A 26,221-nucleotide genomic window follows, 5' to 3' on the forward strand; every position below is an offset into this window, starting at 1 on the left:
CCCTCAACAAGAGGGGGGCTCTGCCCCAGCCAGCTCCCCGGTAGTGCCGGCCGCTGGCCGGCAACCGCAACCGCAAACACCCACCCCGCAGGAGCCCGCACGATGAGCCGCCTGCGCGACAACCCCTGGGTGCTGCCGGCGAGCCTGGTCGTGGCCCTGCTGCTGGGCCTGCTGCCGCTGCCCGCGCTGCTGCAGCCGCTGCGCCCGTACTGGCTGGCGCTGGTGCTGGCGTACTGGGTCATCGAGGCCCCCGAGCGCGTGGGCCTGGGCATCGCCTTCACCAGCGGCGTCATCGCCGACCTGCTGTATGGCGGCGTGCTCGGCGAACAGGCCATGCGCCTGGTGATGCTGGCCTTCATCCTGCAGCGCTTCCGCGCCCGCATCCGTTTCTTCCCGATGTCGCAGCAGATGCTGGCCATCGGCGGCCTGCTGTTCAATGACCGCATCGTCAGCGCGCTGGTGCACATCCTGGTGGGTGAACCGACCCTGCCGTGGTCGTACTGGTGGGCACCGCTGCTGGGCATGGGCCTGTGGCCGCTGGTGTTCGTGCTGCTCGACGCCGTGCGTTTCGGCAAGCGCGGGCGCTGAGCCATGATCCCGCGTCGCCAGGTCAAGAACCCGCACGCCGAAGCCGAACAGTTCCGCCGCCGCGCGGCGCTGGGCTTCCTCGGCGTGCTGGTCTGCCTTCTGGGCCTGGGCGGCTGGTACTTCAAGCTGCAGGTGCTGGACCACGATATCTACGCCACGCGCTCGGAGGCCAACCGCATCAAGCCGCGGCCGGTCGTGCCCGGGCGCGGCATGATCTACGACCGCAACGGCCGCCTGCTGGCCGAGAACGTGCCAGCCTTCCGCCTGGACGTGACCCCGGACAAGGTCAAGGACATGGACGCCACCCTGGACGGGCTGGCGAAGATCATCAGCATCAGCCCCGAAGAGCTGGAAGCGTTCAACAAATCGCGCAAGGCGCGCCGCAAGTTCCTGCCGGTCACCCTCAAGCTGCGCATGACCGATGAGGAAATGGCGCGCTTCGCGGTGGACCGCTGGCGCTTCCCGGGCGTGGAGCTGGAACCCTACCTGACCCGTCGCTATCCCTATGGCGACCTGTTCGCGCACATCATCGGCTACGTCGGCCGGGTCGATGACAAGGATCTGGAGATCCTCGGCGAGGGCAACGCGGCGCTCACCCACATCGGCAAATCGGGCCTGGAGCGCTATTACGAGCAGCAGCTGCGCGGCAAGGTCGGCTACGAGCAGGTCGAGACCAACGTGCAGGGCCGCGCCATCCGCACCATCGGCCGGGTGGCCGCGCAGTCCGGCGCCGACCTGCGCCTGTCCATCGATGCCGACCTGCAGCGCGCGCTGGTGGCCGCCTTCGGTGACCAGGAAGGTTCGGCCGTGGCGATGGACCCGCGCACCGGTGAAGTGCTGGCGATGGTCAGCCTGCCGTCGTACGACCCCAACCTGTTCGTCAACGGCATCTCGCATGCCGATTTCAAGGCGCTGAACGACAACCCGTCGCGGCCGCAGTTCAACCGCCTGGTGCTGGGTGGCGTCGCCCCCGGTTCCACTCTGAAGCCGCTGATCGGCCTGGCTGGCCTCGATTCGGGTGTGCGCCGGCCCGAAGACAAGGTGCTGTCCACCGGCATGTTCTACCTGCCGGGCACCTCGCGCGGCTGGGGCGATTCGCACCGCGGCGGCCATGGCTGGACGGACCTGCGCAAATCCATCGCGCAGTCGGTCAACACCTATTACTACAAGCTGGCGCTGGACCTGGGCATCGAGCGCTTCGACCATTACATGGAGTACTACGGCTTCGGCCAGCCGACCGGTATCGACCTGACCGGCGAGATCGGCGGCATCCTGCCGTCGCCGGCCTACAAGCGCAAAAGCCGCAAGGAAGCCTGGTACCCGGGCGACACCGTCAACATCAGCATCGGCCAGGGCGACTGGAAGGTCACCCCGCTGCAGCTGGCGCGCGGCGTCAGTGCGCTGGCCAATGGCCAGCTGCGCACCCCGCACCTGGTCATCCAGCAGCGCGCCGGTTTCGACCACGACTGGGTCGCCACCGAGCAGGGCCCGAGCAAGCCGGTCAGCCCCAACCCGAACAATGTGCAGGCCGTGCGCGAAGGCATGATGGCCACGATGCAGCCCGGCGGCAGCGCCGCGCGCATCGCCGTGGGCGCGCCGTACGTCATGGCCGGCAAGACCGGTACCGCGCAGGTGGTCAGCCGCAAGGGCACGGCCGCAGTGAACCCGAAGAGCCTGCCGATGCACCTGCGCCACCGCGCGCTGTTCGTCGGCTTCGCGCCGGTCGAGCAGCCGGTCATCGCCCTTGCCATCGCCGTCGAAGGCGGTGGCTACGGTGGTTCGGCCGCCGCGCCGATCGCGCGCAAGGTGTTCGACGCCTACCTGCTGGGCAAGATGCCCGAGGGCATGCAGCCGCTGGACGCCGAGCGCGGCACCACCGTCATCGGCGTGACCGCGTTCGACAATGAAGATGCCAACGCGCGTCCGGCCGGCGACACCGCCGCCGCGCAGCTGGGCGAACACCCGGTGCTGGTCGGCATGCCCGCGCCGGAACCGGCGCCCGCCCCGGGCCCGGGGGCACCTGCCGCACCCGCCGCCGCGTTGCCCGCCAGCCCCCGTTCGCCCCCCGCGGAGCCTGCACGATGAGTGACTTCCTGCGCTGGGCCGGCGACATGCTGCGCCGCTTCTTCAGCACCCTGGACTGGGTGCTGTGCCTGGCCCTCGGCGCGCTGATGCTGATCGGCCTGGCCACGCTGAAGAGCGCCGGCGGCGACAGCCTGGTGATGGCGCAGGGCGCGCGTTTCGTGGTCGGCATGGCCGCCCTGTGGGGCATTTCGCGCGTGCCGATCCTGCGCATCCGCTCGGCGACCCCGCTCATCTACGCGATCTCGATGATCCCGCTGCTGGCGGTGTTCGTGCTGGGCACGGGCAAATACGGCCGGCAGTGGCTGGACCTGAAGTTCTTCTACCTGCAGCCGGCCGAGCTGCTGAAGGTCAGCCTGCCGATGATGGTGGCCTGGTACCTGCACCGCATGCCGCTGCCGCCGCGCTTCAATACCGTGCTGGTGGCGATGGTCATCATCGGCGTGCCGACCGGCCTGGTGATGCTGCAGCCGGACTTCGGTACCGGCGTGCTGATCGCCGCCAGTGGCGTGTTCGTGCTGCTGCTGGCCGGCCTGCCGTGGTGGTGGGTGGGCCTGGGCGTGGGCGGCGTGGCCGCGGTCGCGCCGCTGGCCTGGTTCTGGCTGCTACGGCCGTACCAGAAGGACCGCATCATGATGTTCCTCGACCCGGAGATGGACGCGCTGGGCGCGGGCTGGAACATCATCCAGTCGAAGATCGCGATCGGTTCGGGCGGCTTCGATGGCAAGGGCTGGGGCGAGGGCTCGCAGTCGCACCTGAACTTCATTCCCGAACAGACCACCGACTTCGCGTTCTCGGTGCTGAGCGAGGAATTCGGCTGGATGGGCGTGGCCCTGGTGCTGACCCTGTACCTGGTGGTGATCGGGCGCTGCCTGTGGATCGCCAGCCAGTCGCGCGATTCGTACTCGCGCCTGCTGGCCGGCGCCACCGGCCTGGCCTTCTTCGTCTACGTGCTGGTGAACGGCGGGATGATTTCCGGCCTGCTGCCGGTGGTGGGCGTGCCGATGCCGCTGATCAGCTACGGCGGCACCTCGGCGGTTTCGCTGCTGGCCGGTTTCGGCCTGGTAATGGCCGTACGCAGCCACAACCCGGTGCACGGCGGCTACGGCTGATACCGGAAGCGGGGTCGGATCCCTCCTCGCAGAGGAGGGCTCTGACCCCAGCGGCTGACCCGGCGGCATCGGAAAGCTTCGCGCAAGCGCCGCCCGCTACCCTGCCTGGGTGCAATGGAAACGTGTATTCGGCATCTGCCGCGAGGCGGTGCGTACGATCGATCTGCCGCTGCTGGTTGCGTTGCTGCTGTTGATGGCAGCCGGCCTGGCCGTGCTGCACAGCGTGTCGGGCCCGGTCAGCGGGCAGGCCGCGCGCTTTGCCGGTGGGCTGGTGGCGATGTGGCTGCTGTCGCGGGTGTCACTGCTGCGCCTGCGCGCGTGGACCCCGGCCCTGTACGCGCTGTCGATGCTGCCGTTGATGGCGGTGTACGTGATCGGGACCGGCAAGTACGGCCAACGCTGGCTCAACCTGGGCGTGTTCTACCTGCAACCGTCCGAGCTGCTCAAACTCAGCCTGCCGCTGATGATGGCCTGGTACCTGTATCGGCAGCCGCTGCCGCCGTCGCCACGCTCGGTGCTCACGGCCGCGGCGCTGATCGGCGTCCCCGCGGTGCTCATCCTGCTGCAGCCCAACCTGGGCACGGCCACCCTGGTGACAGCCAGCGGCGTGTTCGCGCTGCTGCTGGCCGGCCTGCACTGGGGCTGGGTGGCGACCGGCCTGGCCAGTGTGGCGATGGCCGCGCCGCTGGCCTGGTTCGGCCTGCTGCGGCAGTACCAGAAGGATCGCGTACTGACCTTCCTCGACCCCGCCGCCGATCCGCTCGGCACCGGCTGGAACATCCTGCAGTCACGCATCGCCATTGGTTCGGGCGGATGGGAAGGCCGCGGCTGGGGCAACGGCACGCAGGCCACCCTGGATTTCCTGCCCGAGTACACCACCGACTTCGCGTTCTCAGTGCTGAGCGAAGAGTTCGGCTGGATCGGCGTGGCGACGATGTTCGCGCTGTACCTGTTCGTGGTCGGGCGCTGCCTGTGGATTGCCGTGCACGCGCGCGACACGCATGCGCGCTTGCTGGCCGGCAGCCTGGGCCTGGCGTTCTTTGTCTATGTTCTGGTGAATGGCGGAATGATTTCCGGCCTGCTGCCGGTGGTGGGCATCCCGATGCCGCTGGTCAGCTACGGCGGCACTTCGGCCGTTTCGCTGCTGGCGGGGATCGGCCTGGTGATGGCAGTGCGCGTGCACAACCCGATACACGCTGGTTACGGCTGACCACGGAATCGGGGTCGGATCCCTCCTCGCAGAGGAGGGCTCTGACCCCATTGTGTGAAAAGCAGCCGAGCATGGGCTCGGCGCTACATCAAAGCGCAGACGCGCACGCCAGACACCACCAACCGAACCTCCCCGCCGACGAAGTTCCATAAAAAGTGCGGACCAACTCACACTTTGACGCAGCGTTGATCCGGATCAATGGACTTGTCGCAATCGGCCTGCACAATGGCGGCCCGTTCGGCACGGCGCGCCGTCTGAAGATGCAGCGCGAGGGGGCGTCGGGCGGGAAAGCTGTACTGATCCAACGGATACAGGGAGCGCGGGGCACTGTCACTGGGGAGCGACAGCCGCGCAGGTATCGACAGGATCCGGTCGCCGGTTGCGCCTGCGGGGATGGGGGCGCAACCGGCAACCTCTGCCTGAATGGGGCAGGGCAATCACGACGCCTTCACATTTCCCGCTGAACGCGGGCAAATCGTTGTGATTCATGGTGTTAGGGGTTTTAATTCATCCATGACCTGCTAACCTGCGACGATGATTCGACGCTCCCTGGCCTGCTTGCTCACCCTCGGTCTGGTCGCTTGCGCGACCCAGCCGACGTCCCCGCCGACTTCACCCCAGGCCAGCAGCACGCCGCGCCATCCGGCCGGCAAGCCCCAGCAGGGCCCGGCCGAAGCCGCCCCGGAAGCGACCGCGGCCACGGCGCCGCCGGTTGACCTGACCCCGGTGCCGTTCGAGACCGCCCGCGCCAACTTCATCGCCGATACCGCCAAGCGTTATGGCCTGGCGCCGGCCGAGATCGCCCGCGTGCTCGACCAGGCGCAGGTGCGCCAGCCGATCATCGCGGCCATGTCGCGGCCGGCCGAGCGGGTCAAGCCGTGGAACGAATACCGGCCGATGTTCATCAGCAAGGCGCGCATCGATGGTGGCCGCGCGTTCCTGGCCGAGCACCGCGCCGAACTGGACCGCGTGCAGCAGCGCACCGGTGTGCCGGCCGAAGTGATCGTGGCGATCATCGGCGTGGAAACCAGCTACGGAAAGAACGCCGGCAGCCACCGCGTGCTCGATGCGCTGTACACGCTGGCCTTCTATTACCCGCGCAGCGGCGATCCGGCCAAGCTGGAACGCGAAGTGCGCCGCGAGCTGTTCTTCCGCGATGAACTGGCCAAGCTGTTCGAGCTGGGCCGCGAAGAGAAACTGGACATCACCACCCTCAAGGGCAGCTATGCCGGCGCGATGGGCATGGGCCAGTTCATGCCCTCCAGCTATCTGGATTACGCCGTCGACGGCAACGGCGATGGCCGCCGCGATCTGTTCACCAGCTACGACGACGTGTTCTCGTCCATCGCCAACTACTTCGTGAAGAAGGGCGGCTGGGTGCGCGGCGGCCAGGTGGCGGTGCCGGCCACGCTGGCGCCGGGACGCGAGGAATTCAATCCGACCGAGTGGATGCCCACCTGGTCGCTGGCCGATCTGGCCCAGCGCGGCTACCAGCCCAGCGCGCCGGTGCAGCCGGGTGCCACCGCCACGCCGATCACGCTTGAAGGCAGTACCGGCAAGCAGTACTGGCTGGGCTTCCAGAACTACTACGCGATCACCCGCTACAACCTCTCGAAGATGTACGCGATGGCCGTGTTCCAGTTGTCGCAGGCCATTGCCGGACAGGAGCTGCCCCCGGCATGAACATCAGATGGCTGGTCCCCGGAATCGTCGTGCTGGCGCTGGCAGCCTGCAGCAGCGCACCGAACAAACCCAGTGCCGGCCATGGCGGCAAGGCGCCCAGCACGGTGGTGCAGGGCAAGGGCGGGCGCCCAGCGCACTGCCCGGACGGTTCGCCGTATGCGGCCGCGACCGAGGACCTCGCCACCCGCGGCAACTACACCGCCGGCGGCCTGTACAAGCCGGGGGTGAAGGACACCACGCCCAGCTACGTGCCGAACGTGGCCTGCATTCCCGAGCCGGAAGTGACTGCGGTCGAGCGCTCGGTCATCGGCAACAAATCGCCCTACGTGGTGCTGGGCAAGTCGTACAACGTGCTCGACGACACCCATGACTATGTCGAGCGCGGCACCGCCTCGTACTACGGCGCCAAGTTCCACGGCCGCCTGACCTCCAACCGCGAGGTCTACGACATGTACCAGTTCACCGCCGCGCACAAGACGCTGCCGCTGCCCAGCTTCGCCCGCGTGACCAACCTGGACAACGGCGAGTCGGTGATCGTGCGCGTCAACGATCGTGGCCCGTTCCACGATGGCCGCGTGGTCGACCTCAGCTACGCCGCCGCCGTGCGCCTGGGCATCACCCAGCGCGGCACCGGCAACGTCGAAGTGCGCGCGCTGCAGCCGGGCGAGGGCAACCTGCTGGCGCAGAAGCCGTCGCGCCGCGAGCGCCGTGCGGCCGAAGCCGCTGCAGCTGCCACGACCGTTGCGGCCGCACGCCCGGCCGCGGCTACGCGTGCCGCCGCGCCCAGCGATATCGACCGTCTGGTCCAGCGCCTGCCCGCCGATGGCACGCCGGCCCGCGGCCAGCCCGCCACCACCCAGGCCGCCAGCAGCGCCCTGCCCGAAGTGGCGGTCAGCAGCCTGCCGCCGAGTGCCGCGCCGGTGCGCAGCGCCGCCACCGCTCCGGTGGCCGTGGCCGCCGCCGCCCCGCGTGCGGGCACGCCGACGGTCCGCAGCACGCCGGCCGCCACCCCGTCGCCGACGCTGTCGCAGCAGGTGGTGGGCGCGGTCATGGTGCAGGTGGCCAGCTTCTCCAGCCGCGACAACGCCACCCGCGCGATGGGCCAGCTCAACGCCGCCGGCATCGTCGGCGCGACCATCAGCGACATCGCCGCCGGTGGCCGTACCCTGTTCCGCCTGCGCGTACCGGCCAGCGACCATGCCAGCGCCGCGGAACTTGTCGGCCGCATCGCAGGTCTCGGCCTGGGTTCGCCGCAGATCGTGAAGGATTGATCCGCCCGGGCCGGTGCTGCCGGCCCCTGTCACACCGGCCGTACAATGGTCGTTCGAACCACCCTCCATTCTGGCCGTCTCCTGGAGCCTGCAGTCCAATGAATTTCCGTTCCGCCGCCACCGCCCTGGCCGCCACCCTGGTGGTTGGCCTGGCTTCCGCCCAGACGCCGCTGCCGACCCCGGCCACCCCGGCGCCCGCTGCTGCCGCCGCCCCGGCGGTCGTCGCCACGCCGCCGGCCCCGGTGCCGAGCACGTCCAAGGCCTGGATCCTGATGGATTACGCCACCGGCCAGATGCTGGCGGGCGAGAACGTCCATGAACAGCTGGCCCCGGCCAGCATCACCAAGGTGATGACCTCCTATGTGGTCGCCGCCGAGGTCAAGAACGGCAAGGTCCGCGCCGACGACCAGGTGATGATGAGCGAGCGCGCCTGGCGCGAAGGCGGCGCCGGCACCGACGGCAGCTACAGCGGCTTCCCGGTCAACCAGACCGCGCGCCTGGAGGACATGGAAAAGGGCATGGCGATCCAGTCCGGCAACGACGCCGCGATCGCCCTGGCCGAGCACGTGGCCGGCAGCGAGGAAGCCTTTGCTTCGCTGATGAACAGCTACGCCGCCAAGATCGGCATGAAGGACTCGCACTTCGTCAACGCCCACGGCCTGAGCGCCGAAGGCCACCACAGCACCGCCTACGACCTGGCTCTGCTGGGCCGCGCGATGGTGCGTGACTACCCGGAAACCTACGCCTACAACAAGGTGAAGGAATTCCAGGTCGGCAACATCAAGCAGCCGAACCGCAACCTGCTGCTGTGGCGCGATGGCAGCGTGGACGGCATCAAGACCGGCCACACCTCCGAAGCCGGCTACTGCCTGATGAGCTCGGCCCAGCGTGGCGACCAGCGCCTGATCGCCGTGGTGCTGGGTGGTTCGTCGGAAAAGCAGCGCGCCGATGACAGCCTGGCCCTGCTCAACTGGGGCTTCCGCTTCTTCGAAACCCACCGCCTGTACGAGCCGGGCAAGGCCGTGGCCGAGCACAAGGTGTGGAAGGGTGCCACCGACAAGGTGCAGCTGGGCGTGGCCCAGCCGATGCTGGTGAGTGTGCCGCGCGGTCGCTACAACGACCTGAAGCCGAGCATCGACGTGCCCAAGACCCTGGAAGCACCGTTCACCGCCGGCCAGCAGATCGGCACCGTCAAGGTGACCCTGGATGGCAAGGTCGTGGCCGAAGCCCCGCTGGTGGCCGTGGCCGCCGTCGAACAGGCCGGCTTCTTCAAGCGCCTGTGGGACAGCTTCTGGATGTGGTGGGAATCGGAATGATCCACGCCCCGGCGTGGTGAATGAAAAGGCCGGCGAAAGCCGGCCTTTTTGCTTTTTGTAGAGTCGAGCCATGCTCGACTGTCGTTGCGGTTCAACCGGTGTGCCGACCAACGGTCGGCACCTACCTACATCGAGCGGCTGATGGTGAAGCTGCCGAACACCGGTGCTTCGCGCTGGCCGTTGAACTCGCGGGTGCTGTGGTAGCGCGCCATCGCGAACTTCCAGCGGCCGCGCATCACCGCGATGCCGTAGCCGCCGTAGGCCACCACGTGGCGCTTGTCGACGCTGTGGCTGTCGCGGAAGGTGTTGCCGTCCAGGGTGATATCGCGGATCACCCACGCCGCATCGGTGGTGGCGAACAGGTGCCACGACCAGCCGCTGGGCTTGCCGCCGCGGGTCGGCGCGGTGTTTTCACCGGCCGGGCGCAGCGGGGTGCTGCCGAAGTCGTCGGGCAGCTTCCAGCCGAAGCGCACTTCACCACCGAAGTTGGCCTTGGTTTCCAGGTTGCCGATCGAGCCGCCGTAGTGGCTGATCGCATCCCAGCCCCAGCCACCGGCGTTGACGCTGGCATCGCCCGGCCAGCGGCGCATGCGCTCGTGGGTGTACATCACCACCGGCTCGTTGTGCAGCTGGTTGTCCCAGCCCTGGAATTTCTCGTCGCCCAGCAGGTCGTGCACCGCGTTCTGCACCTGCTTGCCCTGCGCCCACGGGCCGACCACGCCCAGGGTCAGCAGGGTGGTCTGCAGGCGGTCGCCACGGCGGGCGTTGTAGCCAAAGCTGGCCACCAGCACGCCGGCATACGGCCGGTCATCCTCGATCAGGTCCTTGCGGGTGAAGTCGGTGGGCGTATAGATGCCCTGGCCGAGGCTGAAGATCATGTTCTGCTGCTCGAACTCACCCGGGTGCAGGCGCTCGAGGTGGCGGTTCACCCAGCGGGCCAGCCGCGGCAGGCAGGGATCATCGGTGTAGTCCACCAGGTTGGGCGAGACCAGGGTCAGCTGGGCGCCGTTGGTATAGCCCTGGTCCTGGTCCTTGGCGCCGAACAGGTCGTTGTCGACACGGAAATTGACCTGCGGCGGGTGTTCGCGCATCGCATCCGGGCCGCACTGCTGGGCGGCATGGGCAGTGAGGGGCAGGGCGGCGGCCGCCAGCAGGCCGGTCAGGCCGAGGGTGGCGGCTGTACGCATGGATGGAATGATCATCGGGTCGTTGGCGTGTGAAGGTCGGTTTATGCAACAACAGACTACTCCCGTCCCCGTGACGGAACGAGCCGTCCGCCTTCACTTGTCTGTTCCGTAAAACGCACTTGTCCTCCCAGCAAAACCGGTCGCCGCTCCGGCGCAGGCTGAACCGGTCCGCAGCCTGCAACGCAGCAGCCTGCCCGTGCGCCGTTTGACGTTGATGAATACTCTTGGGTTTGTTGCCCTGCGGCCCGATAATGGGTCCATGGAAATCAAGTCCGACAACCCCGAACACGGCTTCCAGTTCCCCGGTCAGTTCGAGCTCAGCGCGATGGGCCCGGCCAACCGCGGTCTGGAACAAGAACTCCCCCGCCTGCTGATCTCCGCTGGCGTCGACGTGGTGAACGAGCGCATCAGCTGGAAGCATTCGTCCAACGGCAAGTACGTCTCGGTGCGCCTGGTATTCCGGGCCGAGAACCGCGAGCAGTACGACGTGGCCCACCAGGCCCTGCGTGACCACCCGGAAGTGAAGTGGACGGTGTAGCCACCAGCTGCGCGGCCGAGCCTGCCCCCGGGCAGCGTCCGGCCCGCCCTGCGGTGGTGCGCGACCTCGGTCGCCAGGCCTATGAACCGGTCTGGCGCGCCATGCAGCGCTTCACCGATCAGCGTACCGACGACGACGCCGACGAACTGTGGGTGGTCGAACACGATCCGGTGTTCACCCTCGGCCAGGCCGGCAAGGACGAACATGTGCTGGCGCCGGGCGATATCCCGGTGCTGCACGTCGACCGCGGCGGCCAGGTGACCTACCACGGCCCGGGCCAGATCGTGGTCTACCCGCTGCTGCGCCTGCCGCGGCTGGGCATCGGCGTGCGCGACTATGTCTGCCGCATCGAACAGGCTCTGATCGACACCCTCGGCGAATGGAACATCGGTGCCGAGCGCCGTGACGGTGCGCCGGGCGTCTACGTGGGCGATGCGAAGATCGCCGCCCTCGGCATCCGCGTCCGCCGCGGCTGCACCTTCCACGGTCTGGCCTTCAATGTGTCGATGGACCTGGAACCCTTCCACCGCATCAACCCCTGTGGCTACCAGGGGCTGCAGGTGACCTCGGTGGTAGACTTGGGAGGCCCGTCCGGGATGGACGCCGTCAAGCCGGTGCTGCTGGACCATCTGGCCCGCCAGTTTGGCCTTCTGCTGCAGCCCACGCCCGAACTGCCCGATCTTTCTGCGGCCGCCTGACCGCCCCCCGGAACTGCCATGACTGAGACCACCGCCCGCACCATTCCCCTGCAGATCGTGCAGGCCGAGCTTCCGTCCGCCGCGCCGCTGCAGGTGGGCGTCAAGCAGATGGGCGGGGACAAGATCAACCGTTCGCCGGTGCAGTTCGCCGACGCACCGGTGCTGCGCAAGCCGTCCTGGATCCGCGTGCGCATTCCTTCGGGCAATGCCGTGCAGAACCTGAAGGCCAAGCTGCGCGAGAACCGCCTGGTGACCGTGTGCGAGGAAGCCAGCTGCCCGAACATCCACGAATGTTTCAGCCACGGCACCGCCACCTTCATGATCCTGGGCGAGGTCTGCACCCGTCGCTGCTCGTTCTGCGACGTGGCCCACGGCCGCCCGAAGCCGCCGGATGCCAACGAGCCGGCCACCCTCGGCCAGACCGTGGCCGACATGGGCCTGAAGTACGTGGTGGTGACCAGCGTCGACCGCGATGACCTGCGCGACGGCGGTGCCCAGCACTTCGTCGACTGCATCACCGCCATCCGCGAGAAGTCGCCGGGCACCCGCATCGAAGTGCTGACCCCGGACTTCCGTGGCAAGGGCCGCATGGAGCGCGCGCTGGAGATCCTGGCGCAGAACCCGCCGGACGTGTTCAACCACAACATCGAAACCGTACCGGACCTGTACCGCAACGTGCGCCCGGGTGCGGATTACCAGTGGTCGCTGACCCTGCTGAAGAACTTCAAGGCGCAGCACCCGTCGGTGCCGACCAAGAGCGGCATCATGCTGGGCCTGGGCGAGGAGTTCGAGCAGATCAAGGCCACCATGCGCGACCTGCGTGCGCACGACGTGGACATGATCACCATCGGCCAGTACCTGCAGCCGACCGCGCATCACCACCCGGTGCTGAAGTACTGGACCCCCGAGGACTACAAGGCGCTGGAAGACTACGGCTACGAACTGGGCTTCAGCCACGTGGCCTCCGGCCCGATGGTGCGCTCGTCGTACCACGCCGACGTCCAGGCCAAGGGCGCAGGGGTTTCCTGACCGGTAGCGCCCTCTCCCATGGTGGGTGCGGACCGTTGGTCCGCACGCTTCCGCCGGGCATGGCCCGGCGCTACCAATGGATGCGGACCTCCTCACCGCTGGGTGCGGACCTCTTCCCCGGTGGGTGCGGACCGTTGGCCCGCACGCCTTGCCCTGCATTCACAATTTGCTACACCGGCCCCGCTAGGCTGGATTTCCACCGAACGCGGCCGGGTGACAAACACGGCAACTTTCGGCACTGTCGTGGTGTCTGAACACCCTGCAGTCTCCCCCTTGGCAAGGCGCCTTCGAGCACGTTCATGAAATTCAAAGCCCCCGCATTCCTGATGGCCCTGGCGCTGGTCGCGCCGCTGGCGCTGGCGGCCAAGGCCGACTCGCCGGCGCTGCCGGCGGCCGCGACCGCCGACCAGGTCACCACCTCCAAGCTGGTCTACGGCCTGCTGTCCGACAGCCGCTACGCCTACCGGCCGCGCGCGCTTGACGAGGCCACCTCCAAGGACGTGTTCAAGCGTTACCTGGAAACCCTCGACGGCGGCAAGCAGTACTTCACCCAGGCCGACGTGACCCGTTTCGCGCCGTTCCAGGCCGGCATCGCCAACGCCATCCGCGGCGGCGAGCTGGAGCCTGCCTTTGAAGTGTTCGCCGTCTACAAGCAGCGCGTCGGCGAGCGCGTCGGTTATGCGCGCAAGCTGCTGAAGCAGGAACCGGACTTCACCACCGACGAGCGCTTCGAGTACGACCGCAAGGACGTGCCGTGGGCGGCCAGCAACGCCGAGCTCGATGAGCTGTGGCGCAAGTCGGTGAAGAACGACTGGCTGCGCCTGAAGCTGGCCGGCAAGAAGTCCGACGACATCCGCAAGACCCTGGACAAGCGTTACGCGACGCTGGAAAAGACCGTCAACGAGCTGAAGGGCGAGGACGTCTTCCAGTTCTTCATGAACGCCTACACCAGCGCCGTCGACCCGCACACCGACTACTTCACCCCGCGCACCGCCGAGAACTTCAACCAGGCGATGTCGCTGTCGCTGGAAGGCATCGGCGCGCAGCTGCAGCGCCAGGACGACATGGTGGTGATCCGCGAGATCATCGCCGGTGGTCCGGCCGCCGTGGACGGCACCCTGAAGCCGGGCGACCGCATCGTCGGCGTCGGCCAGGGCAAGTCCGGGCCGGTGGACGATGTGATCGGCTGGCGCATCGATGACGTGGTGGCCAAGATCCGTGGCGCCAAGGACACCCAGGTCCGCCTGGAGTTCATCTCCGCCGAGGACGGCGTGGACGGCAAGCACCACACCCTGCTGCTGACCCGTCAGAAGGTGCGCCTGGCCGAACAGGCCGCCAAGGGCGAGACCATGACCATCCCGGGCAAGGATGGCCAGCCCGAGCGCAAGGTGGGCGTGATCAAGCTGCCTACCTTCTACCAGGATTTCGAAGGCCGTCGCCGCAACGCCGCCGATTACGCCTCGGCCACCCGCGACGTCGCCAAGCTGCTGGCCGGCTTCAAGACCGACAAGCTGGACGGCGTGGTGCTGGACCTGCGCAACAACGGCGGTGGTTCGCTGGATGAAGCCATCGAACTGACCGGCCTGTTCATCGAGCAGGGCCCGGTGGTGCAGGTGCGCGAATCCGGTGGCCGCGTCACCGTCAACAGCGACCGCAACCAGGGTGTTGCCTGGGACGGCCCGCTGGCCGTGCTGATCAACCGTGGCTCGGCCTCGGCGTCGGAGATCTTCGCCGGTGCCATCCAGGATTACGGCCGTGGCCTGGTCATCGGTGAAACCAGCTTCGGCAAGGGCACCGTGCAGAACATCGTCGACCTGGACCGCTGGCCAAGTGGCGAGACCCAGCGCTTCGGCCAGGTGAAGCTGACCATCGCCCAGTTCTTCCGCATCAGCGGCAGCAGCACCCAGCACAAGGGCGTGGTGCCGGACCTGGCCTTCCCGGCCAGCGTCGACGCGACCCAATTCGGCGAAAGCACCTACGACAACGCGCTGCCGTGGACCCGCATCGCCGCCGTGCCGCACACCCAGTACGGCAACTTCGCGCCGCTGCTGCCGAAGCTGGAAACGCGCCACGAAGCCCGTATCGCCACCGACAAGGAATTCCAGTGGTGGAACGAGGACGTGCAGCAGTTCCGCACCGAGGCGGCCAAGAAGTACGTCTCGCTCAACGAAGCCACCCGTCTGGCCGAGCGTGAGCGCCAGGACAAGCAGCGCAAGGACCGCCAGGTCATCCGCAAGGAACTGGGCCTGGCCCTGGACCCGCTGGCCGATGACAGCAGCGATGACGGCCTGACCGGCAACGAGCGCGACATCGTCAAGGATGCCGCCCGCGAAAAGGCCGCCGAGAAGCGTCCGGACCCGCTGCTGCGTGAATCGGCCTCGATCCTGTCCGATGCGGTGAACCTGCTGGAGACCGACCGCCCGCTGTCGGCCCAGGTGCTGCCGCAGTCCACCGGCGCCGGCCGCTGGGCCGACTGACCCGCCGCTGACGTGAAGTACCCCACGGGGCCGGCACTGCCGGCCCCGTTTTTTTTTCCGGTAGCGCCGGGCCATGCCCGGTGGGCGTCGATGAACCGGGAGCAACGGGGTCGGGGGCTTCGACCCGGCGCACACGGCCCCGGGTCTACCCTTGGGGCTTCCGTTCTCGCAGGAGTACCCATGCGGGCCTCCCGTCTTCCGCTGTCCCTGCTGGCCGTGGCCAGTACCCTGGTCCTGGCCGCTTGTGGTGGCCGTGCCGCCGACAACAGCCTGCTGCGCGAATCCTTCGATTCGGGCGACACCTTCTCGCGCACCGTCGATGGCCGCCCGGCCGAGGCCTGTGAAGCGGCGCGTCGCACCCTGCTCAGCCAGGGCTACGCGATCGCGCGTGCCGACGATGGGCAGGTGGAAGGCAACAAGAACTTCCAGGTGCGCGAGGACGACCATGAGCAGCTGGTGCTGCGCATTTCCTGCGCACCCCGCGGCAGCGAGCAGGCGCTGGTGTTCGTCAGCGCCGTACAGGACCGCTATGCGCTGAAGAAGAGTCCTACCTCGGCCAGCGTCGGCGTGGGTGCGCTGGGCTCGGTGTCGCTGCCGTTCGGCAGCAACGATGATTCGCTGGTGAAGGTCGCCAGCAGCACGATCACCGATTCCGATTTCTACCGCCGCTTCTTCGACCGCCTGCACCAGTACCTGCCGGCGGCCGCAGCGGCGAAGCCTACGCCTACGCCTACGCCCGCCCCGCAACCGGCGGCGGTGCAGGAGCCGGCGCCAGCGGCTGTACCTGAGCCCGCACCCGCAGCACCGGCCACCCCCAAGCCCGACGAGCCCGTCCCGCAACCTGCAGCCGAACAGGGCTGACGATGAGGGGCAGGGCGCTGGGGTTGGCCCTGCTGCTGGGCTGGCCCGTCGTTGGCAGCGCCGCCACCGGCGCGTGCGCGCACGGCCTGCTGCAGCGGCTGGGCTGGCGCTTCGAAACTGCCACGATTGAAGCGCCGAGCATCCGCGGCGGGCCGGTCTGCACGCGCGCGTCGCTGCAGGCTGCGCAGCGGGCCGGCGACCTTCAGGTGCGCTGGCCGGCGTCGATGACCGACGACGCGCGGCAGGCCCTGTTGCAGCGTCTGCTCGACGACCCTGCCACGGTCTGCGCCTACACCTTCGAGCTGGGCGCAGCGGCGCAACGCGCGGCGCAGGCGCTGCAGGACAACCCCGGATTCCGCTTCAGCGGCCTGCAGCTGGGCTGGATCGGTTTCGGCGCACACGGCGCGCCTGCGCAGGGCTGGCAGAACACCCGCAGCTTCGGACGTGGCTACACGCCGCTGGCCGGCAACAGCCGCGCGCTGGATGCGTTCTACACCGGCAATGTGCGCGCCGAATGTGGCGTGGGCCGCCAGGTCGCGCAGCTGGCCACCCAGCGTGAGCTGTACGGCGATGCCGCCTTCGATGCCGAATTCGCGCCCGCCGAGCTGTCGATCGGCACTTTGCTGGGGCTGCACGACACCGACAGCATCCTGCTCGGCGCGCAAGCCGGTGAGTTCTTCGCTGATGGCAAGGCGGTGCGCACCGCGGCGATGGGCCGCACGGCTTTCCTCGGCGTGCCGGGTTTCATCGAACACGTGGGCGACGTCGCCACGCTGGACGACCTGAGCAACCAGGCCGAGAATTTCATTGTCGTCGACGTGGGTGCAGATGCCGCACAGGCATTGGCCGCGCACGGCGGGCTGGCCTGGTACGACCAGCGCAACGCCGAGATCTGGACGCTGGCGCAGGGCATTCCGCGGCTCGGCCGCCGTTACTTCGAACGCCTGTTGTACGAACGCGACCCCGGCCTGCGCGCGCAGCTGCAGCCGCGTTTCCAGGCCACGCTGGCGCGCATGGACCAGCTGCTGGACGATCCGTTCTACCGGCAGTTCGTGATCTATGTGCACCCACGCGGTATACGTCCCATCGGTTACCACATCATCCGCCTGCTCGACCGCAACCCACGCACGTCGTTTTCCATCGACCTGGCGTTGCACAATCTGCATACCACGCTCTTTCGGCGTTGGCGCGAGGCGCAGCTGCGCCACTGCGCGGCGACCGGCCGGCCAGGCAGCCTGACCCTAGACCCCAACTGAAGGTGAAACAATGGACATTGCAATGATCGGCCTCGGCCGCATGGGCGCCAACATGGCCCAACGCCTGCATCGCGGCGGCCACCGCGTGGTCGGCTACGACCCGGGCGAAAGCGCCCGCCAGCGCGCCGCCGAAGCCGGCCTGGAGGTTGTCGATTCGCTGGCCGCGGCGGTTGCCGCACTGCCGGTGCCGCGCGTGGTGTGGCTGATGGTGCCGGCCGGCGAGACCGTCGACCAGACCCTGGGCCAGCTGACCCCGCACCTGGCCGAAGGCGATATCGTCATCGACGGCGGCAACTCCAACTACCAGGACTCGATCCGCCGCGCCAAGGCGCTGGCCGAGGATGACCTGGGCTACGTCGACTGCGGCACCAGCGGTGGCGTCTGGGGCCTGCAGGAAGGCTACAGCCTGATGGTTGGTGGCGAAGCGTCGGTGGTTGACCAGGTCGCGCCGCTGCTGCGCACCCTGGCCCCGGCCGAAGACCGCGGCTGGGGCCGTGTCGGCCCGTCCGGCGCCGGCCACTTCACCAAGATGGTCCACAACGGCATCGAGTACGGAATGATGCAGGCCTATGCCGAAGGCTTCGCGCTGATGGAGCGCAAGCAGGAGATGGAACTGGACCTGGCCCAGGTGGCCGAAGTCTGGCGCCACGGCAGCGTGGTGCGTTCGTGGCTGCTGGACCTGAGCACCGAAGCACTCAAGCGCAATCCGTCGCTGGATGGCATCGCCCCGTACGTCGAGGATTCCGGCGAAGGCCGCTGGACCGTCGCCGAAGCGATTGCCCTGGACGTGCCCGCGCCGGTGATCACCCTGTCGCTGCTGGAACGCCTACGCTCGCGCGAATCCAATTCGTTCACCGACCGCCTGCTCTCGGCGATGCGCAACGAATTCGGCGGCCACGCCATCAAGAAGTCGTAAGCCTCAAAACGGGGTCGGATCCCTTTCCGCAGGAAAGGGCTCTGACCCCATGGCGCCGACGGGAGCCGCCAAGGTGGCGCTGCGAGTTTGATCGAACATGCTGGAAAGCTGTGGAGCGGACTCTGCCCGCGACTGGCTGGAGTGAGCAGAATGTGCGTCGATTCCGATGCCGCGTCATCAGCTTGAAAATATGAGATCCAGGGTTTCGCTCAGTTCTGCGTTGTCATATTCGACTCCCGCAAGGTCAAGCTGGATCTGCGTCAGAGCGAGGTGTGGTGCGAGTGATTCCGGGCTCTTTACGGAAATAGTCAGCAACTGCTCGCACAGCTTATATGTAATGGTTTTTAGTGTTCTTCCGTTCGATTGATCGAACAGTTCACAGTAAATTCCATCTTCGTCATCTGACTTCGTGATGTCGATATAGCTTCCTTGTTCTCCCCACGTCACATAGATATAGGAAAGGCCGTCATCGTCGCTGACGACATGGTCAATCTCAGTTGCTTCGGCCCTCATGGCGTCTCCTCTGTATTCCGGTCGGGATATTTTCGCAGTCCCACTCCTCGTGACCAAAGCATCCACGCATGGCGTGGCTCTACTGTGTCGACCAAGGTCGACACCTACCAGGTCCAACCCCGTGCCGACCAACGGTCGGCACCCACCAACAGCATCCACCAACAGCATCCACCAACAGCAGCAGGTTCCAACAGCCGCAGGAAACTGTCGAAGGCGGGGTGGGTCCGGTTGAGGGGGTGTGAGCGGCATGGATGCCGCGACCAAGCCCCCATGGGTGAGGGCGCTTTGATTGCGAAGCCCTGCTTCGCAAGCGCCCGAACGCACAGCCGCCAGCGGCTGGGCCGGACCCCGGAGGGGGGTTTACGGCGTCCCCCTCAACCGGACCCACCTCGCCATCCCACGGAAAGCCAGCTTTTGACGTTGCTTCGGCTTCGGCAGGTGCAGGGCGCAGCCCTGCCGATCACCCCAACACCACCCGCCGTCCCTCGCGCGCACTCACCCTCCCCGCCTCCAGCAACCGCATCAGCTGCAGCGCCTGCTCCGCACTCACCGTCGGCTCGCCCTCGCCACGCATCGCCGCCGCAAACTGCGCATACAGCCGACGGTAGTCGCCCGGCTGGTTGTCCACCGTCGTGCGCTGCACGTTGTCCTCCGCATCACAGCGCCGCAGCTCGCCATGCCGCGGGTCGATGCCCCAGCCGGGCGCGCCCGGTGCCACGCCACGGCGCAGCTGCGCTTCCTGCACGTCCAGGCCGTGCTTGACCCAGCTGCCGTCGCGGCCATGCACCGCGAAATGCGGCGTCGGCGCCGCCACCAGCGAACCGGCATGCACGATCGCGCGATGCCGTGGGTAATGCAGCACCGCATGGAAATAGTCGACGCCGCTGCCGCCTTCGCGCTGCACCGCCAGATCGGCGTCGATCGCCTGCGGCCATCCGAACAGCACCAGCATCTGGTCCAGCAGGTGCGGGCCGAGGTCGTACCACAGGCCGCTGCCGGGTCCTTCCTGTTCGCGCCAGCGATCGCGCACCTGCGGCCGGTAGCGGTCGAAATGCGCATGGCATTCGGCCACCTCGCCCAGCGTGCCCTCGGCCAGCAGCGCCTGCAGGGTGAGGAAATCCGCATCGAAGCGCCGGTTCTGGAACACCGTGGCGATGCGCCCGGCATCGCGCGCGGCGGCCAGCACCGTTTCCGCTTCGGCCACGTCCAGCGCGAACGGCTTGTCGACCAGCACGTGCTTGCCGGCGGCCAATGCGGCAATCGCCAGCGGCGCGTGCTGCTCGTTCGGCGTGGCGATCACCACCGCGTCCACGGCGGGGTCATCAAACACCTCCTGCGCGGTGGCGCGCACATGCACATCGCTGAAGCTGCGCAGCAGCGTGTCGCGCTGCGAACTGACGATGCTGTGCAGGGCCAGCCCGGGCGTGTGCTGGATGAGCGGGGCGTGGAAGACACGGCCGGCCAGGCCGTAGCCGATCAGGGCCAGTTGCAGGTCGGGGCGCATGGACGGCTCCGCAGGGTGGGGGAGACAAAGCGTAGAACGTGGTTACGGGCGAGGCAAAACTGAACGGTTACCGTTGCCTTTCGCGGATTCACGGCAGCGTGACCCCGGCCCGACGCGTGCAACACAGGCACCTGTCCAGACTGGCAGCACATCCAGAAGGAGCACCGCACGATGAGCAACCTGACCCGTACCCTGATTGCTTCGTCCCTCACCCTGGGCCTGGCCCTGTCTTCTTCGGCCGTCATGGCCAAGGACCCGCCGAAGGCCGACCACGCTGCGATGACCCACGCCGATCGCCACGACTCCAACGAGCCGGTGACCGACAGCTGGATCACCACCAAGGTGAAGGCCGACCTGCTGGCCAGCAGCAATGTCCCGGGCACCGAAGTGAAGGTGGAAACGGTCAACGGTGTGGTCAGCCTCAGCGGCACCGTTGCCACCCAGGCCGAGAAGGACAAGGCCGTCACCACCGCCAAGGGCATCAAGGGCGTGACCCGCGTCGATTCGGCCGCGCTGAAGGTCAACGCCGCCGCCAAGCGCTGATCCCGGCGCTCGCTTGAAGTGGACAGGGGCGTCCCGCGAGGGGCGCCCTTGTCGTGCTGCCTCTGCCCGATTCTCCCGGAGTGAACGGCTGCGCTATATTGGCGGCATCGCTTCGTTGACGATGGATCATGGCGCTGGTGTTCAGTGATGACATCTGGGACCGTTGGCGGCTGCCTGCCCTGGCACTCGCTGCTGCTGCGATCATCATCGTCCCCTGGCTGACCCTGCGTCAGCTGCAGCAGGACAACGAACAGGCGATGGCCTGGGTCAGCCACACGCAGGCGGTAGGCGTGGCCCTGCAGCAGCTGCAGGCCGACGTGCGCGACGTCGAGTCGGCGGCGCTGACCCTGTCCAAGGGCGTGGATGCGCCCGGCCTGCGCGAGCGCATGGCCAAGGCCAATGACATTCCCGGGCGGCTGACCGAGCTGGCCCGGATGACCCGCGACAACCCCGACCAGCTGATCCGCATCGGCCGCATCGAGTCGATGCTGGAAGGGCGCATGGCGCTGGCCCGCCAGCTGGCGCGCTCGGAACCCAACACCGACCAGCGCGAGCTGGTGCAGGACCTGAGCACGCGCTACCCGATCCGTGGCCTGGTGGAAGAACTGCAGGCCAGCGAACAGAAGCTGCTGGCGGCGCGTGCCGAACAGGCGGCGCGCCAGCGCAGGCAGACCGAGCTGGTGTCGTGGAGCTCGCTGGTGGTACAGCTGTGCCTGCTGGGCCTGGTGCTGTGGCTGCTGCAGCGGCAGATCGGCCGCCGCCTGCAGGCCGAGCGGCAGTCGCTGCGCGCGGCCGCGCGTGCCGCCTCGGTGCTGCAGACCGTGCGCGAGCCCATCGTGCTGCTCGACCGCGACCTGCGCGTGCAGCTGCACAACCCGGCGTTCGCCGAACTGTACGGGCTGCAGGACGAACGTGCCGACGGCACGCTGCTGGCCGATGTCGGCGAAGGCGCGTGGCAGGATCCGGTGGTGCGCCAGCGGCTGTCCGACGTGCTGCTGCGTGGGCGCGAACTGTGGGACTTCGAACACGAACAGCGCACCGACGGCACGGTGCGCTACATGCTCATCAACGCGCGGCGCATGCCGCTGCCCGACACCGATGATGAAGTGGTGTTGATGACGGTGAGCGACGTGACCGTGCAGCGCGCCGTGCAGTGGCGCGTGGAAGAACTGAACCGCCAGCTGGAAGGCAAGGTGGCCCAGGTCTCGGAGGTCAACCGCGAGCTGGAGGCCTTCAGCTATTCGGTGTCGCACGACCTGCGCGCGCCGCTGCGCCACGTCGCCGGTTTCTCCGACAAGCTGTCGCGGCACCTGGGCGAGGGCGCCGACGAGAAGAGCCATCACTACCTGGATGTGATCTCCGGTTCGGCGCGGCGCATGGCGGCGCTGATCGACGACCTGCTGGTCTATTCGCGGCTGGGCCGCGCGGCGATGCGCCAGCAGGCGGTGGACATGCAGACGCTGGTGGCCGACACGCGGGCCATGCTCGATGCCAACCTGAAGACCGATGCCGAAAGCAGCGGTGTGGCCCACCACGTGGAGTGGAACATCGCACCGCTGCCGATCGTGGTGGCCGACGAGAACATGATGCGCCAAGTGTGGATGAACCTGCTCGGCAACGCGGTGAAGTACTCGGGCAACCGTGACCCGGCGCAGATCCGCGTGGACTACCAGCAGCAGGCCGATGGCGGCCATCAGTTCACGGTCAGCGACAATGGTGCAGGCTTTGACATGGCCTACGCCGGCAAGCTGTTCGGCGTGTTCCAGCGCCTGCACAAGGCCAGTGACTACCCCGGCACCGGCATCGGCCTGGCCAGCGTGCGCCGCGTGCTGACCCGCCATGGCGGCCGCATCTGGGCCGAAGCCGCGCCCGACGCCGGCGCCACCTTCCATTTCTATCTGCCTCCGGCACTGGATGCAGTCAACCAAGGGTCTTCCGCATGACGACGCTGCGCACCATCCTCCTGGCCGAAGACAGCCCGGCCGACGCTGAAATGGCCATCGATGCACTGCAGGAGGCCCGCCTGGCCAACCCCATCGTGCACGTAGAGGACGGCGTGGAAGTGATGGACTACCTGCTGCGTCGCGGTGCCTGGGCCAGCCGCGAAGAGGGCCTGCCGGCGGTGCTGCTGCTGGACATCAAGATGCCGCGCATGGACGGCCTGGAAGTGCTGCGGCAGATCCGCGAGCACGACGAACTGAAGCGGCTGCCGGTGGTCATCCTGTCGTCCTCGCGCGAGGAAAGCGACCTGGCGCGCAGCTGGGACATGGGCGTGAACGCCTACGTGGTGAAGCCGGTGGACGTGGATCAGTTCTTCGGCGCGGTGCAGACCCTGGGCAAGTTCTGGGCGCTGATCAACCAGGCACCGGACGTCGAGTAAGGCCATGCCCTTGACCGGTCCGGCCCTCGGGGCGCTGCGCATCCTGCTGGTGGAAGATTCACCGGAAGATGCCGAGCTGATGTCCGAACAGATGCTCGACGCGGGCCTGGACGCCCGTTTCGAGCGCGTGGAGAGCGGCCCCGAGCTGCGCCAGGCGCTGGCCAGCTTCGCCCCGGACATCGTGCTCTCGGACCTGAGCATGCCGGGTTTCTCCGGTGACGAAGCGCTGCGCATCGTGCGCGAGGCCGCACCGGATGTTCCCTTCATCTTCGTCTCCGGCACGATGGGCGAGGAGAACGCGGTGGAGGCCCTGCAGAAGGGCGCCAACGACTACATCATCAAGCACCACCCGGCGCGCCTGCCGTCGGCGGTGGCGCGCGCGGTGCGTGATGCGCGCAGCGCGGTGGAGCGCCTGCGCGTGGAAACCGAGCTGATGCGCGCGCAGCGGCTGGAGAGCCTCTCGCTGCTTGCCGCCGGCCTCAGCCATGACCTGCGCAACATCCTGCAGCCGCTGCTGATCATGCCGGACCTGCTGAAGGCGCGTACCGAAGACCCGCAGCTGCATCACCTGGCCGATGTCATCGCCGAGTGCGGCCGCCGTGGCCACGAGATGGCCGAATCGATGCTGTCCTTCGTGCGTGGCTCGCGCAATCCCAGCGAGCGCATCTTCATCGATGATCTGTTCCAGGCCGTGGCGCTGCTGTTGCGCAGCAACGTGCCCGAGGCGGTGAACCTCGAGCTGGAGGTGCAGGACGAAGGGCTGGTGGTCGACGCCAACTACACCGAACTGCAGCAGGTGCTGCTGAACCTGGCGCTCAACGCGATCCAGGCGATGCCGCAGGGCGGGCGCCTGAGCCTGACCGCCGAACATGCCGGCGAACGCGAGGGCGTGGACTGGCTGCGCATCGTGGTCGACGACGAAGGCATCGGCATGGATGCCGACACGCTGTCGCACCTGTTCAATCCGTTCTTCACCACCAAGGCCGACGGCACCGGGCTGGGCCTGATTTCCTGCAAGCGCATCGTCGAAGGTGCCGGTGGCAGCATCCATGTCAGCAGCCAGCTGGGGCAGGGCACGCGGTTCGAACTGCGGCTGCCGATGCATGAGCTGGCCGAGGGCGGTGAGCCGGTCGAACAGCTGGTGGCGCTGGGCAGTGGCCAGTCGATCCTGGTGGTCGATGGCGAAGCCACGCGCCTGTCGCTGCTGGGCAATGCGCTGTCGAGCCAGGGCTACCAGCTGCAGCTGGCTTCCGACGGCCCGGCCGCGCTGCGCTGGATGCAGCAGGAAGCCATGCCGGCGCTGGTCATTGCCGATGCCGGCTCGCGGCTGCTGCCGGCCAGCCAGCTGCTGGGCGAGATGGCCACGCTGGGCTACGCCGGCCCGGCGCTGGTACTGGAAGAGGCCGCGGTGGAGCTGGACACCAGCGCCTTCCCGGCGGGCATCGACGTGCATGTGCTGCGCAAGCCGCTGCAGATGCAGCAGGTGTTCCGCGCGGTGGCTGAAGCACTGGGTTGAAGGGGCTGCCGGCCAGCGGCCGGCACTACCGGATCAAGGCGAACGAAGCGCCATGCCCGGCGGGTTTCATGCGTCGGTGCCGGGCGCTTCCCACGGGAACCGCGGCAGGCTTGCCACTGCCTGCTCCAGCCGCCGTGACCAGTTGTTGTGGATGTCGGCATACAGCGGCGAATCGGCGGTGAAGCGCAGCTGCTGGCCCACCTGCAGTTCGCCCTTGCGCAGCATCACCATGTCGATCGGCAGGCCCACCGACAGGTTGGAACGGATGGTCGAGTCCAGCGACAGCAGCGCCGTGCGCGCGGCATCTTCCAGCCGCGTGGCCGGGCCCAGGATGCGGTCGAGGATAGGCTTGCCGTACTTGGATTCACCGATCTGCAGGTACGGCGTCTCCGGTGAGGCGGCAATGGCATTCCCCAGCGGGTAGACCATGTACAGGCCCGGCTGCTCGCCGGCGATCTGCCCGCCGAAGATCAGCGTGGCCTGCGTGTTGACGCCGTCGTGGCCGTGTTCGGTGTGCTGGCACTTCACCTGGCTGTCCACCAGCAGCCCACCCACGTAGGCGGCGGCTTCGAACAGGTGGGTCATCTGCCGCAGGTTGGGCGTGCGCGCTTCGGCGGCATCACGCTGCAGGCGCGAGACCAGCAGCTGGGTGGTGGCCAGGTTGCCGGCGGCCATCAATACGAAGGTCGCCTCGCCGGGGTACTCGAACACGTGCAGCTTGCGGTGCACGCGGACATCGTCCAGCGCGGCATTGGTCCGGGTGTCGGCGGCGAAGACCAGGCCTTCGTCCACCTCGATTCCAACGCAATAGGTCATGTGGGTGTCCTATCATGTGCGTCCCGGATTGTAGGCAGGCCGCCGTGACGATGGCATGCCCACCCCACCCCCCTGAACGCCGTCACCGGAACCGCATGACCACCGTGCTCCTGAGCCTGGGCAGCAACGTCCAGCCGCGCCGCTACCTCCACGCCGCGGTGACGGCCCTGCGCGAGCGTTTCGGCGCGCTGCGGGTATCACCGGCCTACCGCACGGCCGCGGTCGGCTTCGATGGCCCGGCCTTCCTCAACAACGGCGTGGCGATCGAGACCGATCTGCCGCTGCAGGAACTGGACGACTGGCTGCACGCGCTGGAAGACGCGCACGGCCGCGACCGCAGCGGGCCGCGCTTCTCCGACCGTACGCTGGATATCGACGTGGTGTTCTACGGCGACCTGGTGGTGGAGGGCCCCGGCCACCTGCGCATCCCGCGACCGGAGCTGAAGCATGCCTTCGTACTGAAGCCGCTGGCGGACATCGCCCCGGACTTCATCGATCCGGTGAGCGGCCACGATCTGGCCACGCTGTGGCGCGCGCACAAGCAGCATGGCGAAGCGTTCGAGGTCGTGGACCTGGAATGATGGGGTTGTTGTTGTCGGGGCCCCGGCGGGACATAAGGTAGTTGGGGCCGGTCGGGGCGCGCCAATAAAATAGCAAAACACCGCCCCCAGCAGCGCCGGGGGGGGTTAGGGCGGGGGGTAGGGGCGGGGGCCCCCGAGGCGAAA

General features: G+C 67.9%; 23 protein-coding genes. 19 read left to right on the forward strand and 4 right to left on the reverse strand.

Translation table 11 applies throughout. From position 1 onward, the window contains the following. Window positions 1–102 precede the first annotated feature (102 nt). The 7 genes from mreD (at window position 103) to ACVOK1_RS14340 (ending at window position 9,262) form a co-directional block, all read left to right on the forward strand. Complete coding sequence (gene mreD / locus ACVOK1_RS14310; RefSeq protein WP_079223400.1) at window positions 103–588, forward strand: rod shape-determining protein MreD; 486 nt, start codon at window positions 103–105, stop codon at window positions 586–588. 3 nt (window positions 589–591) lie between these two features. Beyond that, window positions 592–2,673 carry a penicillin-binding protein 2 gene (gene mrdA, locus ACVOK1_RS14315; RefSeq protein ID WP_481562455.1) on the forward strand — a complete coding sequence of 694 codons (2,082 nt, stop codon included), beginning with the start codon at window positions 592–594 and terminating at the stop codon, window positions 2,671–2,673. Then, window positions 2,670–3,782: a rod shape-determining protein RodA gene (gene rodA / locus ACVOK1_RS14320; protein WP_108770036.1), complete on the forward strand. Its 1,113-nt coding sequence runs from the start codon at window positions 2,670–2,672 to the stop codon at window positions 3,780–3,782. The genes mrdA and rodA (ACVOK1_RS14320) overlap by 4 nt, the downstream gene beginning before the upstream one ends. A gap of 109 nt (window positions 3,783–3,891) precedes the next feature. Next, window positions 3,892–4,992: a rod shape-determining protein RodA gene (rodA, locus tag ACVOK1_RS14325; protein WP_481562456.1), complete on the forward strand. Its 1,101-nt coding sequence runs from the start codon at window positions 3,892–3,894 to the stop codon at window positions 4,990–4,992. Between the two features lie 534 nt (window positions 4,993–5,526). Beyond that, window positions 5,527–6,675 (forward strand): lytic murein transglycosylase B, encoded by a 1,149-nt coding sequence (gene mltB, locus ACVOK1_RS14330; RefSeq protein WP_108770034.1) that lies wholly within the window; start codon window positions 5,527–5,529, stop codon window positions 6,673–6,675. Then, window positions 6,672–7,946 (forward strand): septal ring lytic transglycosylase RlpA family protein, encoded by a 1,275-nt coding sequence (locus tag ACVOK1_RS14335; RefSeq protein ID WP_200753164.1) that lies wholly within the window; start codon window positions 6,672–6,674, stop codon window positions 7,944–7,946. The genes mltB and ACVOK1_RS14335 overlap by 4 nt, the downstream gene beginning before the upstream one ends. Window positions 7,947–8,044: 98 nt before the next feature. Next, a complete protein-coding gene (locus ACVOK1_RS14340; RefSeq protein ID WP_079223392.1) occupies window positions 8,045–9,262 on the forward strand; it encodes a D-alanyl-D-alanine carboxypeptidase family protein in 1,218 nt (405 codons plus the stop codon). Window positions 9,263–9,387: 125 nt separating this feature from the next. Here the strand turns inward: ACVOK1_RS14340 and ACVOK1_RS14345 are convergent, their stop codons facing one another. Beyond that, window positions 9,388–10,449, reverse strand: coding sequence for a lipid A deacylase LpxR family protein (locus ACVOK1_RS14345; RefSeq protein ID WP_234456122.1), 1,062 nt, complete (start codon window positions 10,447–10,449; stop codon window positions 9,388–9,390). A 259-nt stretch (window positions 10,450–10,708) separates the two neighbouring features. On the opposite strand from ACVOK1_RS14345, the gene ACVOK1_RS14350 reads away from it, so the two are divergent. From ACVOK1_RS14350 to gnd, 7 genes are all read left to right on the forward strand, one after another. Then, window positions 10,709–10,987: a YbeD family protein gene (locus ACVOK1_RS14350; protein WP_150453134.1), complete on the forward strand. Its 279-nt coding sequence runs from the start codon at window positions 10,709–10,711 to the stop codon at window positions 10,985–10,987. Further along, window positions 10,975–11,685 carry a lipoyl(octanoyl) transferase LipB gene (lipB, locus tag ACVOK1_RS14355; RefSeq protein WP_079223387.1) on the forward strand — a complete coding sequence of 237 codons (711 nt, stop codon included), beginning with the start codon at window positions 10,975–10,977 and terminating at the stop codon, window positions 11,683–11,685. The genes ACVOK1_RS14350 and lipB overlap by 13 nt, the downstream gene beginning before the upstream one ends. 18 nt (window positions 11,686–11,703) lie before the next feature. After that, the gene (gene lipA, locus ACVOK1_RS14360; RefSeq protein ID WP_108770029.1) at window positions 11,704–12,714 is read left to right on the forward strand and encodes a lipoyl synthase; all 1,011 of its coding nucleotides are present in this window, start codon (window positions 11,704–11,706) and stop codon (window positions 12,712–12,714) included. 299 nt (window positions 12,715–13,013) lie between these two features. After that, window positions 13,014–15,191 carry a carboxy terminal-processing peptidase gene (locus ACVOK1_RS14365; RefSeq protein ID WP_481562457.1) on the forward strand — a complete coding sequence of 726 codons (2,178 nt, stop codon included), beginning with the start codon at window positions 13,014–13,016 and terminating at the stop codon, window positions 15,189–15,191. Window positions 15,192–15,371: 180 nt separating this feature from the next. Then, window positions 15,372–16,052 carry a DUF2242 domain-containing protein gene (locus ACVOK1_RS14370; protein WP_481562458.1) on the forward strand — a complete coding sequence of 227 codons (681 nt, stop codon included), beginning with the start codon at window positions 15,372–15,374 and terminating at the stop codon, window positions 16,050–16,052. A gap of 2 nt (window positions 16,053–16,054) precedes the next feature. Next, window positions 16,055–17,308, forward strand: a complete 1,254-nt coding sequence (locus tag ACVOK1_RS14375) for a hypothetical protein (protein ID WP_481562459.1) — start codon at window positions 16,055–16,057, stop codon at window positions 17,306–17,308. 10 nt (window positions 17,309–17,318) lie between these two features. After that, window positions 17,319–18,224, forward strand: a complete 906-nt coding sequence (gene gnd / locus ACVOK1_RS14380; RefSeq protein WP_481562460.1) for a phosphogluconate dehydrogenase (NAD(+)-dependent, decarboxylating) — start codon at window positions 17,319–17,321, stop codon at window positions 18,222–18,224. A 177-nt stretch (window positions 18,225–18,401) separates the two neighbouring features. On the opposite strand, the gene ACVOK1_RS14385 is transcribed toward gnd, so the two are convergent. Both ACVOK1_RS14385 and ACVOK1_RS14390 read right to left on the reverse strand, forming a co-directional pair. Further along, window positions 18,402–18,737, reverse strand: coding sequence for a hypothetical protein (locus ACVOK1_RS14385; RefSeq protein ID WP_481562461.1), 336 nt, complete (start codon window positions 18,735–18,737; stop codon window positions 18,402–18,404). Between the two features lie 460 nt (window positions 18,738–19,197). Beyond that, complete coding sequence (locus ACVOK1_RS14390) at window positions 19,198–20,241, reverse strand: oxidoreductase (RefSeq protein WP_481562462.1); 1,044 nt, start codon at window positions 20,239–20,241, stop codon at window positions 19,198–19,200. 171 nt (window positions 20,242–20,412) lie between these two features. Here ACVOK1_RS14390 and ACVOK1_RS14395 point away from each other — a divergent pair, with 171 nt between their 5' ends. From ACVOK1_RS14395 to ACVOK1_RS14410, 4 genes are all read left to right on the forward strand, one after another. Then, the gene (locus ACVOK1_RS14395) at window positions 20,413–20,784 is read left to right on the forward strand and encodes a BON domain-containing protein (RefSeq protein ID WP_108770022.1); all 372 of its coding nucleotides are present in this window, start codon (window positions 20,413–20,415) and stop codon (window positions 20,782–20,784) included. Window positions 20,785–20,912: 128 nt separating this feature from the next. Then, window positions 20,913–22,727 (forward strand): sensor histidine kinase, encoded by a 1,815-nt coding sequence (locus tag ACVOK1_RS14400; RefSeq protein ID WP_481562463.1) that lies wholly within the window; start codon window positions 20,913–20,915, stop codon window positions 22,725–22,727. Then, window positions 22,724–23,164, forward strand: coding sequence for a response regulator (locus tag ACVOK1_RS14405; RefSeq protein ID WP_481562464.1), 441 nt, complete (start codon window positions 22,724–22,726; stop codon window positions 23,162–23,164). Before ACVOK1_RS14400 ends, ACVOK1_RS14405 begins: the two co-directional genes overlap by 4 nt. Before the next feature lie 4 nt (window positions 23,165–23,168). Then, a complete protein-coding gene (locus tag ACVOK1_RS14410; protein WP_333628350.1) occupies window positions 23,169–24,680 on the forward strand; it encodes an ATP-binding protein in 1,512 nt (503 codons plus the stop codon). A 66-nt stretch (window positions 24,681–24,746) separates the two neighbouring features. On the opposite strand, the gene ACVOK1_RS14415 is transcribed toward ACVOK1_RS14410, so the two are convergent. Then, on the reverse strand, window positions 24,747–25,496 hold the full coding sequence (locus ACVOK1_RS14415) for a proteasome-type protease (RefSeq protein WP_313204896.1): 750 nt from the start codon (window positions 25,494–25,496) through the stop codon (window positions 24,747–24,749). A 95-nt stretch (window positions 25,497–25,591) separates the two neighbouring features. Here ACVOK1_RS14415 and folK point away from each other — a divergent pair, with 95 nt between their 5' ends. Next, the gene (gene folK, locus ACVOK1_RS14420) at window positions 25,592–26,077 is read left to right on the forward strand and encodes a 2-amino-4-hydroxy-6-hydroxymethyldihydropteridine diphosphokinase (protein ID WP_481562465.1); all 486 of its coding nucleotides are present in this window, start codon (window positions 25,592–25,594) and stop codon (window positions 26,075–26,077) included. Window positions 26,078–26,221: the final 144 nt, after the last annotated feature.

Source organism: Stenotrophomonas sp. STEN087 (assembly GCF_056759115.1).

What these genes read in the sequence shown, in the direction of transcription:
- mreD (WP_079223400.1), top strand. Translation starts at nt 103, where the DNA reads ATGAGCCGCCTGCGCGACAACCCCTGGGTGCTGCCGGCGAGCCTGGTC.
- mrdA (WP_481562455.1), top strand. Translation starts at nt 592, where the DNA reads ATGATCCCGCGTCGCCAGGTCAAGAACCCGCACGCCGAAGCCGAACAG.
- rodA (WP_108770036.1), top strand. Translation starts at nt 2,670, where the DNA reads ATGAGTGACTTCCTGCGCTGGGCCGGCGACATGCTGCGCCGCTTCTTC.
- mltB (WP_108770034.1), top strand. Translation starts at nt 5,527, where the DNA reads ATGATTCGACGCTCCCTGGCCTGCTTGCTCACCCTCGGTCTGGTCGCT.
- ACVOK1_RS14335 (WP_200753164.1), top strand. Translation starts at nt 6,672, where the DNA reads ATGAACATCAGATGGCTGGTCCCCGGAATCGTCGTGCTGGCGCTGGCA.
- ACVOK1_RS14340 (WP_079223392.1), top strand. Translation starts at nt 8,045, where the DNA reads ATGAATTTCCGTTCCGCCGCCACCGCCCTGGCCGCCACCCTGGTGGTT.
- ACVOK1_RS14345 (WP_234456122.1), bottom strand. Translation starts at nt 10,449, where the DNA reads ATGCGTACAGCCGCCACCCTCGGCCTGACCGGCCTGCTGGCGGCCGCC.
- ACVOK1_RS14350 (WP_150453134.1), top strand. Translation starts at nt 10,709, where the DNA reads ATGGAAATCAAGTCCGACAACCCCGAACACGGCTTCCAGTTCCCCGGT.
- lipA (WP_108770029.1), top strand. Translation starts at nt 11,704, where the DNA reads ATGACTGAGACCACCGCCCGCACCATTCCCCTGCAGATCGTGCAGGCC.
- ACVOK1_RS14365 (WP_481562457.1), top strand. Translation starts at nt 13,014, where the DNA reads ATGAAATTCAAAGCCCCCGCATTCCTGATGGCCCTGGCGCTGGTCGCG.
- ACVOK1_RS14370 (WP_481562458.1), top strand. Translation starts at nt 15,372, where the DNA reads ATGCGGGCCTCCCGTCTTCCGCTGTCCCTGCTGGCCGTGGCCAGTACC.
- ACVOK1_RS14375 (WP_481562459.1), top strand. Translation starts at nt 16,055, where the DNA reads ATGAGGGGCAGGGCGCTGGGGTTGGCCCTGCTGCTGGGCTGGCCCGTC.
- gnd (WP_481562460.1), top strand. Translation starts at nt 17,319, where the DNA reads ATGGACATTGCAATGATCGGCCTCGGCCGCATGGGCGCCAACATGGCC.
- ACVOK1_RS14385 (WP_481562461.1), bottom strand. Translation starts at nt 18,737, where the DNA reads ATGAGGGCCGAAGCAACTGAGATTGACCATGTCGTCAGCGACGATGAC.
- ACVOK1_RS14390 (WP_481562462.1), bottom strand. Translation starts at nt 20,241, where the DNA reads ATGCGCCCCGACCTGCAACTGGCCCTGATCGGCTACGGCCTGGCCGGC.
- ACVOK1_RS14395 (WP_108770022.1), top strand. Translation starts at nt 20,413, where the DNA reads ATGAGCAACCTGACCCGTACCCTGATTGCTTCGTCCCTCACCCTGGGC.
- ACVOK1_RS14400 (WP_481562463.1), top strand. Translation starts at nt 20,913, where the DNA reads ATGGCGCTGGTGTTCAGTGATGACATCTGGGACCGTTGGCGGCTGCCT.
- ACVOK1_RS14405 (WP_481562464.1), top strand. Translation starts at nt 22,724, where the DNA reads ATGACGACGCTGCGCACCATCCTCCTGGCCGAAGACAGCCCGGCCGAC.
- ACVOK1_RS14410 (WP_333628350.1), top strand. Translation starts at nt 23,169, where the DNA reads ATGCCCTTGACCGGTCCGGCCCTCGGGGCGCTGCGCATCCTGCTGGTG.
- ACVOK1_RS14415 (WP_313204896.1), bottom strand. Translation starts at nt 25,496, where the DNA reads ATGACCTATTGCGTTGGAATCGAGGTGGACGAAGGCCTGGTCTTCGCC.
- folK (WP_481562465.1), top strand. Translation starts at nt 25,592, where the DNA reads ATGACCACCGTGCTCCTGAGCCTGGGCAGCAACGTCCAGCCGCGCCGC.